This window comes from Enterococcus sp. NPDC086594 (genome assembly GCF_044746145.1).
Classification (GTDB): Bacteria; Bacillota; Bacilli; order Lactobacillales; family Enterococcaceae; genus Enterococcus_D; species Enterococcus_D entomosocium.
The window spans coordinates 1-12,637 of sequence record NZ_JBIVBP010000004.1 but is presented as its reverse complement, the minus strand read 5'-3'; the positions used below and the strand labels follow the sequence as shown (position 1 = coordinate 12,637).

Here is a 12,637-nt window from a genome sequence, read left to right as displayed (position 1 = left end):
TCAATTCATGGAACCAGAAACTCTGCGAAATTATGTTTCCGAAAATCGTGAATTAGAACAACAATTAACAAAACGAAACCAACAATATATATTTGATTTAAAAAAATCGCTAGAGGCAGCCAACCTTTCTGAAGAAGAAAAAACGATTGCCTTGCATGAGATGCTGCCGGTCTTAGTCAAAGAACAAAAAGGCGGCAAAACGGCCCGCCAATTATTTGGTACAGTGTCTGAACGTACCGAAGCCATCATCAACAAACCCGTTGAGCAAAAAGAATCCGGCCCCTTCTTGATGTGGTTGGATAACACCTTGCTGATTTTAGGGATTTTTGGGTTGATGCTAGGGGTTATGGGAATCTTTACTAGAGGACAAGCACAACCTTATGGCTTATTGACCCTCTTCTTGATGGCGATGCTTGCTGGTTGGGTCTTCTACTTGATGTACAAATACATGTATCAATATGAACGCCCGGGTGCTGATAAGAGCAAACGGCCGAAGATGTGGAAGATCATTTTGATTTTAGTCGCAGCCTTCATGCTATGGATCGTTGTGATCTCGCTTTCTGCGATGATCCAACCACCATTGAATCCACAAGTGGACCCTGTGATCGAAGCCTTGATCGGGGCAGTGGCATTAGCAGCGAAGTACTACTTGAAACGCAAATACAATATCATCAGCAGTCTGTCTGTTCCTAGAGGCTGATGGCTACACGTTGATCGTGCGCCTTCTTTTGTTAAAAAAGACCGCACGATCAGCGTGTTTTTTTAGAAAAAATGGCGAATTATGAGATTTGACCAAAGGTTTGAAGAGGATTATTAAGAAAGCTTTCCGAATGGTTGACTTATGAAAAAATCTTTGCTATTTTTTTTAAAATACCTAAAAACTTTAAGGAGTGGTTACAAAAATGTCCAACTGGGAAACCAAATTTGTAAAAAAAGGGTTAACGTTTGATGATGTCTTATTGATTCCGGCAGAAAGTCACGTCTTGCCAAATGACGTGGATATGAAAGTGCAGCTTGCCCCAAATATTACACTAAATATTCCAATCATAAGTGCCAGTATGGATACCGTAACTGATAGTAAAATGGCGATCTCAATGGCGCGTCAAGGCGGACTTGGCGTGATTCACAAAAACATGAGTATCGCCGCGCAAGCAGATGAAGTGCGCAAAGTAAAACGTTCTGAAAGCGGCGTGATCATCGATCCGTTTTTCTTAACACCAAGTCACTTAGTTGCTGATGCAGAACATTTGATGAGCAAGTACCGCATCAGCGGGGTACCGATCGTAGAAACGATGGAGAACCGCAAATTAGTCGGTATCATCACGAACCGCGACATGCGTTTTGTCACGGATTATACGATGCCGATCAATGATGTGATGACCAAAGACCAATTGATCACAGCACCTGTCGGTACTTCGTTGAAAGATGCGGAAAAAATCTTACAACAACACAAGATCGAAAAATTACCGATCGTTGATGAAGCAGGGATCTTAAGCGGTTTGATCACCATCAAAGATATTGAAAAAGTGATCGAATTCCCGAATGCAGCCAAAGACACGCATGGACGCCTATTAGTGGCAGCAGCAGTCGGCGTTACCAGCGATACCTTTGAACGTGCACAAGCATTATTGGATGCAGGCGTGGACGCGATCGTCATTGATACTGCCCATGGACACAGTGCCGGTGTTTTACGCAAAATCTCTGAAATTCGTGCACATTTCCCAGAAGCGACATTGATTGCTGGAAATGTTGCCACTGCAGAAGGCACGAAAGCATTGTATGATGCTGGTGTCGATGTCGTAAAAGTCGGGATCGGTCCAGGATCGATCTGTACTACTCGGGTGGTAGCCGGTGTCGGAGTTCCTCAATTGACAGCGATCTATGATGCAGCCTCTGTGGCACGTCAATATGGCAAAGCAATCATTGCCGATGGTGGGATCAAGTACTCTGGCGATATCGTCAAAGCTTTAGCAGCTGGCGGACATGCTGTAATGCTCGGTAGCATGTTGGCAGGAACTGACGAATCACCAGGTGAATTTGAAATCTATCAAGGCCGTCGCTTCAAAACGTACCGCGGAATGGGTTCATTGGGGGCAATGGAAAAAGGCTCCAGCGACCGTTACTTCCAAGGGGGCGTAAATGAAGCCAACAAATTGGTTCCAGAAGGCATTGAAGGACGTGTCGCTTATAAAGGCAGCGTTTCTGATATCATCTTCCAAATGATCGGCGGGTTGAAATCAGGGATGGGTTATGTCGGTGCCGGCAATCTGCAGCAATTACGTGATGAAGCACAATTCATCCAAATGAGCGGCAACGGACTAAAAGAATCACATCCCCACGATGTTCAAATCACGAAAGAAGCACCAAACTACTCCGTAAAATCATAAAATGTTTCACGTGAAAACCAACGCCCCCTCTGTTCAAAAGTGGACAGAGGGGGCGTTGGTTCTAAAAAAGGGTGCCGATCTTGCCAAAATGGCTGAGATCGGCACCCTTTTCTCTAAAATCGCTGCTGGATGATCAGCAAATCGCTTTAGCAGCAGTTTATTCGTTTGATTTCAATGCATCGATCATGTTGACATGAGTCAGTTTCACATGGGTGACGTACATCACGATGATCGTAAAGAGAATCGTCATGCCGCCGGCTAAAGCATAAGCCGGCCAATTGATCACTAATGGAAAGACCATGTTCTCCATCGAAGCTTGGATCAAAATAAAGTCAGTCAAGAAGTAACCTACCACGTAACCGGCGAGAATCCCAAATAACGTAAAGACGATATTTTCTCGTACGATGTACATAGTCACTTCCTTATTGTAAAACCCTAATACTTTGATAGTAGAAAGCTCGCGAATCCGCTCGGAAACATTGATGTTGGTCAAGTTATACAAGACGACAAAGGCTAATGCCCCTGATAATACAACTAAGATCAAGACAATGGCGTTCAAGTTACCCATCGAATCATCCTGCATTTTAATCTGAGTGGAAAGGAACGTCGTGTTTTTGACTTTGTCGGTATCTAACAAGGCTGTTGATAAAGCTTCCTCTTGTTTTTTCGTCATCGTCTTGCTTTTGACTAAGAACGCATTTGGTTCAAAGGTACTATTGGTGATTTCTTCATAAACGGTCGGCGACAGATAAAGAGAATTGCCTAAATAATTTTCTGCGATGCCACTAATAGGTACTTCATAGGCTTCTTGATCGCTGGTATAGAAGGTCAATGTATCGCCAACGTGCAAATCATATAATTCTGCGTACTTCATAGTCAGCACGGCACCCTCTGTTAATGACAGCTTCTGTCCTGCCGTCGTTTTCAAATGGACATAGTCTGCAAAAGCATCTTGATCTGCCGGAACCATCAAGGTCAGACTTTGTTTTCCTTGGTTAGCCGGTCGAATCTCGATCGTTTCATTGTAGACTAGCATCGAATGGGTCAAAAGAGGCTCGTCTGTTAAAACCGTTTCAGCGGCAGCAACGGTTTCTTCCTTCGCATCATTTAAGGTCACGACGGCTTGATAATCCGTAATGGGCCCAAATTGTTTTGCAGTCACGGCACTTAGAGAATCTTTCAACCCAACGCCTGCCACCATCAGTCCCGTACAACCGGCGATGCCAATGATTGCCATGATCATTCGCGATTTGTAGCGGAAGATGTTACGGAAGCTGACTTTTTGATTGAAGCTTAAACGGGACCATAAGGGGGTAATTGCTTCTAATAAAATCCGTTTCCCGGGCTTTGGTGCGCGAACTTGCAGCAGCTGGGCAGGTTTTTCCCGCAATTCTTTGATCAGAACAAACAGACAGGCACCAAGCGTCGCCAGTAAAAAGGCGATTGCGGCCAAAATAATTGGCGACCAGACATAATAGACGCGAATCCCGTCTAAAAGATACCGTTCGCTGGATAGGAAATAGATCAAACGCGGCAACAGTTCGGTTCCTAATACGGCACCACTAATAATGCCAATGGCCGAAGAAAGGAGGGCATAAATCAAATATTTAAGGGAGATCTCGACTTTGCCATAGCCCATCGCTTTTAAGGTACCGATCTCTTTGCGGTTTTCTTCTACCATCCGCGTCAGTGTCGTAAAGGTGATCAACGCAGCGATAAAGAAGAAGAAGACAGGAAACACATTGGCGATCGCTGCGATACGATCAGACAGCCCACCATATTCTTGGAAACCGGGATTGTCTTTGCGTTGGTTGTAAAGATACGTCGGCTCTGCCAAGTCTTCGATCTCTGCCCGTTTTTCTGCCAGTGTTTGTTGGGCATCGGTTAGTTCTTGTTGCTGTTCATCTAATTGGTCTTGCTGCTGTGTCAATTCTGCTTCTCCAGCCGCCAATTGGCCTTCGAGGGCTGCTTGTTGTACGGGCGGCAGCTGTGCCAAGGCGGCTTGCTGTTGTTCTAGTTCCGCTTTGGCCTGATCCAGTTGGGCTTGTCCATCAGCTAACTGTTTTTGTCCATCGCGGACTTCTTTTTCTGCAGGGGCTAATTCATCAAAAGCGTCTTGTTGAATTTCTGCTAAGCGTTCCTTAGGACGGTCCGCAAACAGTTCCTCAATCGTTTCTTGATGGGCTGCCATCTTGTCGGTGTACGTATCGGAGTATGTTTCAAGCCCGGCGACATCATCAAAGGCGAGATAGAGGATCGATTTGACCTCCATCGTGAACTGTTCTTCCGGTACATAAGCAAAGTACGTCACGACACCGCTGCCGACATTTGCATAGCCCCGTTCGGCAGCACTGATATAAATGGGAGAAGTGGCAAACCCAACGATCGTATACTCTTTGTCCGACAGATTATCGGCATCATCGATCGTAAAAGTATCACCTATTTGCCAGCCATAATTTTTTGCTTCGGTGTCCAGCACGATTTCATCGGCTTTTTCTGGCAGTCGGCCGTCCTTCACCAGTAACTGGTTGAGTTCCTGTGAGGGGTCATAGGAGGTCACTTGCACGACTTCATCTGAATTGGCAGCGTAATAAAATTGATAGGCGGCTTCTGTGTGAGCAGCGCTTTTTTCCGCGGCATCAATGTCGTCCTTCGTCAATCCCAGCGTGGAAGTGACTTGCAGATCTGCTAATTGCTGGCCGTTGACATATTCACTCGCGGAATGGTTCAGGATCGGGCCGGTTGCTTTGACACCGACAAAGAGAAACGTTCCTAAAAAAATGATCAAGGTGATTGCGATAAAGCGGCCTTTTGATTGGCGAATCTCTCGCAAACTTGCTTTAAGATAGGTCTTATTTTTCATCAGATCCTCCTACCAAACGATTTCATCGATCGAGATGGGATGAGGATTCTCTTCAATGGAACGGACAGTGGCATCGTTGATATGGATCACCCGATCGGCGATCGGGGCAATGGCGCTATTATGGGTGATGATCAACACCGTATTGCCATTTTTCCGGCTAGCGTTTTGCAAAAGCTTCAACACTTGTTTTCCTGTTTCAAAGTCCAAAGCACCAGTCGGTTCATCGCATAGCAGCAGTTTCGGGTTTTTGGCTAACGCCCGAGCGATCGATACCCGCTGCTGTTCCCCACCAGAAAGCTGAGAAGGAAAGTTGTTTTTGCGGTTTTCTAACCCGACTTGGGCCAAGACTTCATCAGGATCGAGTGCATTCGGGGAGACTTCAGTAGCCAATTCAATGTTTTCTTTTGCTGTCAGATTTGGGACCAAATTATAAAACTGGAAGACAAACCCAACGTCTGTGCGGCGGTATTCTGTTAATTGTTTGTCGTTAAACTTCGCGATATCGACATTGTCGATAATGATTTCTCCTTCATCTGGCGAGTCCATCCCGCCTAAGATATTCAAAACGGTCGATTTTCCGGCACCACTAGGTCCAAGAATCACCACTAATTCGCCTTCTTCAATGGCAAAGGAAAGATCATTGTTGGCAGTGATAGTGGTTTCGCCCATCTGATAGCGTTTATATTCATTCTTTACTTCAACATAACTCATTAATAAAGCCTCCATTTTTTAAACACGTGTTGATTTAATCACATGGTGTTAGTATACTAAGAAAGAAAAGTAAGAGCAATCCTCAATGCTTGCTTATTTGTCATTAAATAGACAAATATTGATTAAATGTACAGAGAAAAGGGGAAACGATATGGTAGGGACTGTCGGGAACCGTCGAACGATCTACTCGAAAAAAGTGATCCGGCGCGCCTTTCAGGAGTTATTGTTGGAAAAAGAGTATCGCAAAATCACGATCAAAGAGATTGCGGAACGAGCAGATATCAATCGGGGAACATTTTATAAATATTATAAGGACACAGCCGCTTTGTTGGAGGAGATCGAAGGGGAGCTCGTTGAGCAGATCGCATCGAACTTGCAGCAGGAAAATTTGTCATTGGATCTTTGGCTGGAAAAGCTATTGACGATTTTGTATGAGAATCCTAGTACCACCCATTTGATTTTGTTGAACAACAGCCATTTGCTGAATCTTTTGTTGTCAGAAATCAAACCGGAGACCTTGAAACGATTTGCCCAATACTTTCAAGATGCTTCCGAGGAAGAATTGGAACTGTGCCTTAGCTTTTTTGTCTGCGGGTCTATCGGTTTGATCGAACGCTGGCTCAAAGATTTTTCAACGATGCCGCCAAAAGCTGTCGCTGATCTATTGATTCAAATTTTTGTGACTAATGTGTATGAAGAAAAGAAGGGCTAAAAAAGAGGGAATGATCCAATAACCAAAAAGGAACGCAGCAAGAGACAATTTGCTGCGTTCCTTTTTCTCTTAATCAACGAGGCGTTCATCGTTCATCCCAAAGTATTGATGCAACGGTTTTTGCCGTGCTTCTAATAATTGATCGACGGTCACGAATTCGTAGCCTTCGTTTTTGAGTGTTTTAATGACTCCCGGTACGGCTTTCACAGATTTCGGGTGAATATCATGGATCAAGATCATGGCACCATTAAAGACATTTTGTTGAACCAAGGCATTGATTTTCTTCGGATCCTTCAATTTCCAGTCTTGAGAATCGATGTCCCATTGAATGATCGGCATGCCGATGGTTTCTGCGCTTTGTTTGTCGATAGCGCCATAAGGGGGCCGTAAATTCCTAGGTAGTAAACCCGTCGCATTGTAAATGGCTTTATTGGTTTTCGTAACTTCTGCCTGCAAATCTTCCGCTGAAAGAGTATTCAGCTGCGGATGAGAGTAAGAATGACTGGCGATCTCGTGCCCGGCTTCTTGGACTTTTTTGGCGGCTTGTGGATATTGCTCAACCATTTGTCCCAGCATAAAGAAGGTCGCTTTGACGTCATTTTCCTGTAAGATGTTCAAAAGATCCATAGTGGAGGTACTGTTGGGTCCATCATCAAAGGTCAATGCCACGTATTTTTTATTGGGGTCAAGACTTGGCAAGGCATTGTTGAGTTGGTCAGCAGCCACGAGATCAGGATCAATGAATGGGGCGATCTCGCTGTAAGACAGGGTGATTTCTGTCGCTTCCGTCTGATTTTTTGGCAATTCGATGGTCAGCTTTTCCGGATCATAAGTAAATTTCGAATCGAAGGTGATCCGCTCCATGGCCAAGACGGCGTCGATGATTTTTGCGGGTTCCTTGGCTTGATCCAGCAGTTTCTGTTGAATGACTTGTTGAATACCTAATAAGCTGCCCTCATCAGGAACAAGTTCTTTCAAAGACAATTCGGTTTGCGTCTTCTCTGATACGAAGATCGGTGCATCTGTTAAACGATCAGCATCTTCAAAACGACCGGTTTCTCGATTCCATACATAGCTGTCGGCTTTTAATGAATAGGTAGAGACTTTTGCAGCTACCGTTTGTGCTTGGATACGGGCAACGGTGACGACTTCTTTTTCCGTTTGTTTTTTGCGCAATGACTCAGCGGCTTTTGTCAACCGGTCTTTGATATCTTTGATGGGAAACGTATCGAGGTCTTGCGGGCGGTAGATCAGTTCTTTGTTTGCTCCTTCTGAGAGCACTTCAGGCGTTGTTTTTAACCCATTTTGGCTTTGTTCTGCTTGGATTGATGCCAGTAATTTCTCTGCAGCTGCCTCATATTTTGCTTTGGCCGCAACTTCTTGTTGGTGCAAGGTGTAAAGAACCGAGCCAGCCGTTGCGATCAAAACGATCAATAATAAGGCAAATAAGGAAAAAATTGCTTTCCGATACGGCTTCTTTCTCGAGGGTGGTCCTTTCGGTCTTTCTTCAGCTGATGCTGTTCGTTTTTGATTATTGTTTGGTTTCTTGTGCAAGTCACTCCGACGGGCATAGGTCTTTCGTTCGGGCATTGGTGAAGCTCCCTTCATTCCATCCTAAATTATGCCCACGTTACCATAAGTCACAGGCACTTTCAACGATCATGCCCGGTTTCTGATAGAGGATTAAAAAGACAAAGGGATTTTTCTAATTATTCGCTTAAAAATTACAGCCTTGTTGCGTTGTTTCTCTTGCAAGAAGTGATCAAAGTGGTTAGGGGGATGGAAACCACTCTAGGCTACGTAAACAAGAAAACCCCTAGGCAACAGCTCACGCGGTGTGACTGTTCTCTAGGGGTTGCTACTGAGGTTACTAAGGCTTAGGCTTTTTCAATTTTTGTCAGTCCACCCATATAAGGAACCAGAACTTCTGGTACCGTTACACTGCCGTCTTCGTTTTGATAATTTTCAAGCACTGCGGCTACCGTCCGACCGACAGCCAAACCAGAGCCGTTTAGTGTATGCATGTAGTGAATCTTGCCCTCTTGATCACGGTAACGGATCATGGCACGACGTGCTTGGAAGTCTTCACAGTTTGAGCAAGAGCTGATCTCACGATACATCTCTTGGGCAGGGATCCATACTTCTAAATCATAGGTCTTCGCTGCAGAAAAGCCCATATCTCCTGTACACAAGCTAAGCACACGGTAAGGTAAATTGAGTTTTTGCAAAATATCTTCGGCATTAGCCGTCATTTTCTCTAATTCTTCATAAGAATGTTCTGCATCACTGAATTTCACCATTTCGACTTTATTGAATTGGTGCAAGCGAATCAAACCGCGAGTGTCACGGCCAGCGCTGCCGGCTTCTGAACGAAATGATGGGCTCAAGGCAGTGAAGTAGGCAGGGAGCTGTTCTTGTTCTAAGATCTCCCCTTGATAGTAGTTGGTCAAAGGTACTTCCGCAGTCGGGATCAAAGTCAAATCAGTGTCTGCCAATTGGAAAACATCTTCTTTAAACTTCGGAAATTGCCCAGTACCGAACATTGCTTGGCTGTTGACGATATACGGGGTGATCATCTCCGTATACCCATGCTCATAAACATGCTGATCCAACATGAAGTTGTATAAGGCACGTTCCAAACGAGCACCTAAGCCTTTGTAGTAAACAAAACGGCTACCAGAAACTTTGGCACCCCGCTCAAAGTCGAGAATCCCCAAGTCTTCTGCGATCTCCCAATGGGGTTTTGGTTCAAAGGCAAAGGTTTTTGGGTCTGCCCAACGGCGGACTTCTACATTGTCATCTTCATCTTTGCCCACCGGAACAGAATCATTCGGCAAGTTCGGCAACGTCGTGGCGATCTCTTTGATGTCTTCATCAATTTGAGCGATCTCTTCATCCAATTGCTTAATTTGGCTGCCGACTTCTTTCATTTGGGCAATTTTATCTGCCGCATCTTCTTTCGCCCGTTTCAAGGCGGCGATCTCACCAGAAACCTCATTACGCAATTTCTTGCGCTCTTCCGTTTGGACTAAGAGTTCTCGGCGACGCTCATCAAGTGTTAAAAAGCGGTCCAACACTTCTTTTTGGACACCTCGTGTTGCGAGTTTGCTTTGTACTTCAGCAAAATTTTGGCGAATCATTTTTACATCTAACATAGTGATACATCCTCCTTTGATTTTTCCATAGAAAAAAGGCCATTCCGATCCCGTATTGCTTGGGACGAAATGACCATTCGCGGTGCCACCCAAGTTCAGCTTGCGCTGCCCTTGCTGCTCGTATCGTGAGCCAACGATTTTTCTTTCGAAAAATACACGTTAAAGAACTGGATTCTATTTTTTCCAACACTGATTTTCACCAACCATCAGCTCTCTATACAGATGAAAAAAATATACTAGGTTCTGTGCCTTGATTATTTTCTCTAGCATACCCAAAAAATGTTGGGTCGTCAACCATAGGTTTGTGTGTTGGATAAGTTGTTGCGTTTCAACGGGAGATGGATAATAAAGGACGTCCATTCCGGCGTTGACTTGGCATAGATATAGCCGCCATGTAAGGCGACGATGCTTTGAGCGATCGCTAGACCTAAGCCAGTTCCTCCTGTTTCTTGAGAGCGGGATTCTTCCACTCGGTAGAAACGGTCGAATAGAGAATCAAGGGCTTGCTTAGGGATCATTTGCCCATTGTTTTTGACTGTTAAGATCGCTTCGGTCCCGACTTTCTCGACTTCCATGCGGATCTTATCGGCGCCTTTGCCGTATTTCAAGGCATTCGAAAGCAAGTTATTGAAGACCCGTACCAGTTTTTCGGTATCGCCATCCATCTCGATGTGTTCCGGACGGGTGTATGTTTCAATCTTGATGCCTTTCCGACTAGCTTCTAATTCAAAGTCCGCCGCCAATTGTTCCACTAGCTGGGCCATGTCAAATTCCATCACATTGATTGGGACGCTAGGCTGGCGCACTTTTGTGTATTCAAACAAATCATCGACAAGGGATTTCATTTGCTTGGCTTTGACATACGCCGTATGGGTATATTTCAGCAATTCTTCTTCTGAATGGTATTGTCGATCTTCAATTAGACCTAAATAGCCGATGATCGAAGTCAACGGTGTTCGAATGTCATGACTGACATTGGTAATCAGCTCATCTTTGGATTGCTCGATCCGCCGTTCATCTTCAATCGCCGCCACCGTACTGTCGACTAAGCCATTGATATTAGAAACGATCCGACTTAAATCGCCCCGTAACTCGAAGGGGATGCGATGATCGTAATTGCCTTCCGCAATAAAATGAAGCTCGCTGATAATGTGACGTAGCTGCATTTGATGGTAGCGACGAATCAAACGCCAATATAAGACGATCACATCTAATAGGAAGAACATCGGTAGAATGAAGTTGCGCCCACTGCGGAAGATATCTGTATTAAAGGCAGATGTGAAAGCATTCTTCGATGCGTAGATGGCATCAACTAAATCTGGTGAATTTTCAACGATTGAGGTCAAGATGACCAAAATAGCGATATTTAATAGAAGTAAAAGAACAATCGTTACAATTCCTTCGGCAAATAACTCACTGATTTCCTTTGAGGTCAGCGTGATCCGTTTCTTTTTTTCGATTGGTGTGTTGCGCTTTTTTTCAGTTGGTTTACTTCGCATCTATTTTGTAGCCGACCCCCCATACTGTTTGGATGACTTTTTCACCATCCGTGGCTTCTTCAATCTTATCTCGTAAGTGACTGACATGGACCATAACTGTTTTGGCAGAAACGACACTTTCTTGTTTCCAAACTCGTTCAAAAATCTCATCGGCGCTAAAGACACGGTTCGGATGCGATGCCAGCAAGTAGAGGATACCGAATTCTAATGCAGTCAATTGAATTTCGTTGCCATCGACGGTTTTTACTTCATGGGAATCGCGATTGATAATAAGGGAGCTTACTTCTAGAATCTCTGGTTGATTTGAAGCAGCCTGCATCTTGGTTCTTCTCAATAGCGATTTTACCCGGGCCATAACTTCTAATGGGTTGAAAGGTTTTGTGACATAATCATCCGCACCGGCGACCAATCCACGAATCTTATCCATATCGGTTGTTTTAGCGGTCAGCATAATAATAGGGATTTGGGATTCTTTTCTCAATTCTTTCACGACTTGCATGCCATCCATTTCTGGCATCATGATATCTAAGATCAATAGTTCGATATCAGAAGTGGTGCGGATCTTGGTCAGTGCTTCTTTTCCATCATATGCTTTGACCGATTCATAACCTTCATTGTGTAAATAAATGCTTAATAGTTCTACGATCTCTTTGTCATCATCTGCTACAAGTATTTTCATACTGGGTCCTCCTAGGAACAATATTCTTTTCTCCATTTTAGCAAATATTCCACAAAATAGATAAAATCATACTTAAATTTATAAGAATGATAGGAATTAAGAAAACACAAAAAGGAAAAAGACGAACGATAGGCAAATAATAACGGAAAAAGTCCTTAAAAAAGGCGGAAATCACGGACTAAAAATCACGAATCATCTTTGGAAACGGAGTAACTAGAAACGTTGGTCTATCAATCATTTTATGGTTGACGAATAGCGCAAGTCTTGGTATATTATTACATGTGCCAAATGACTAAACGAATTCGTAAAAAGAATTTAAAAAAGTGGTTGACGCACAGCTCGACAGATGATATTATAACGAAGTCGCAATTTTAAAATAGTTAATCGATGTTGATACATCAACAAAATTAATTAAAAAAAGTTGTTGACAAATAACAAATCATTTGTTATTCTAATGAAGTCGCTGAGACAGCCGCTGCGAAGTTGAAAAACAACGAGCGAAAAAAACTTTTAAAAAAGAGTTGACAATCAATTGTCGCTCTGATATGATATAAAAGTTGCTAACACAGCACTGTAGACCTTTGAAAACTGAACAAAGCAAGCAAACGAACCAATGTGTAGGACGTTTCAA

9 protein-coding genes are annotated in these 12,637 nt (G+C 43.9%); 3 read left to right on the top strand and 6 right to left on the bottom strand.

Going from position 1 to position 12,637, the window contains the following annotated elements:
• Nucleotides 1–7: 7 nt before the first annotated feature.
• Together ACIPK1_RS07775 and guaB are read left to right on the top strand one after the other, a co-directional pair.
• Nucleotides 8–700: a DUF1129 domain-containing protein gene (locus tag ACIPK1_RS07775; RefSeq protein ID WP_005226251.1), complete on the top strand. Its 693-nt coding sequence runs from the start codon at nucleotides 8–10 to the stop codon at nucleotides 698–700.
• A gap of 202 nt (nucleotides 701–902) precedes the next feature.
• Nucleotides 903–2,387 carry an IMP dehydrogenase gene (gene guaB, locus ACIPK1_RS07770; protein WP_005226250.1) on the top strand — a complete coding sequence of 495 codons (1,485 nt, stop codon included), beginning with the start codon at nucleotides 903–905 and terminating at the stop codon, nucleotides 2,385–2,387.
• 157 nt (nucleotides 2,388–2,544) lie between these two features.
• Here the strand turns inward: guaB and ACIPK1_RS07765 are convergent, their stop codons facing one another.
• Nucleotides 2,545–5,250 carry an FtsX-like permease family protein gene (locus ACIPK1_RS07765; RefSeq protein ID WP_086298916.1) on the bottom strand — a complete coding sequence of 902 codons (2,706 nt, stop codon included), beginning with the start codon at nucleotides 5,248–5,250 and terminating at the stop codon, nucleotides 2,545–2,547.
• Nucleotides 5,251–5,259: 9 nt separating this feature from the next.
• Nucleotides 5,260–5,961, bottom strand: a complete 702-nt coding sequence (locus tag ACIPK1_RS07760) for an ABC transporter ATP-binding protein (protein ID WP_008376960.1) — start codon at nucleotides 5,959–5,961, stop codon at nucleotides 5,260–5,262.
• A gap of 85 nt (nucleotides 5,962–6,046) precedes the next feature.
• Between ACIPK1_RS07760 and ACIPK1_RS07755 the strand changes: the two genes are divergently transcribed.
• Complete coding sequence (locus ACIPK1_RS07755; protein WP_005232942.1) at nucleotides 6,047–6,673, top strand: TetR/AcrR family transcriptional regulator; 627 nt, start codon at nucleotides 6,047–6,049, stop codon at nucleotides 6,671–6,673.
• Nucleotides 6,674–6,742: 69 nt separating this feature from the next.
• Here the strand turns inward: ACIPK1_RS07755 and ACIPK1_RS07750 are convergent, their stop codons facing one another.
• From ACIPK1_RS07750 to ACIPK1_RS07735, 4 genes are all read right to left on the bottom strand, one after another.
• Nucleotides 6,743–8,263 carry a polysaccharide deacetylase family protein gene (locus tag ACIPK1_RS07750; protein WP_086316713.1) on the bottom strand — a complete coding sequence of 507 codons (1,521 nt, stop codon included), beginning with the start codon at nucleotides 8,261–8,263 and terminating at the stop codon, nucleotides 6,743–6,745.
• 287 nt (nucleotides 8,264–8,550) lie between these two features.
• Complete coding sequence (gene serS, locus ACIPK1_RS07745) at nucleotides 8,551–9,828, bottom strand: serine--tRNA ligase (RefSeq protein WP_005232944.1); 1,278 nt, start codon at nucleotides 9,826–9,828, stop codon at nucleotides 8,551–8,553.
• A gap of 290 nt (nucleotides 9,829–10,118) precedes the next feature.
• On the bottom strand, nucleotides 10,119–11,327 hold the full coding sequence (locus tag ACIPK1_RS07740) for a cell wall metabolism sensor histidine kinase WalK (protein ID WP_005232945.1): 1,209 nt from the start codon (nucleotides 11,325–11,327) through the stop codon (nucleotides 10,119–10,121).
• Nucleotides 11,317–12,006, bottom strand: coding sequence for a response regulator transcription factor (locus tag ACIPK1_RS07735; protein ID WP_008376963.1), 690 nt, complete (start codon nucleotides 12,004–12,006; stop codon nucleotides 11,317–11,319). The genes ACIPK1_RS07740 and ACIPK1_RS07735 overlap by 11 nt, the downstream gene beginning before the upstream one ends.
• Nucleotides 12,007–12,637 lie beyond the last annotated feature (631 nt).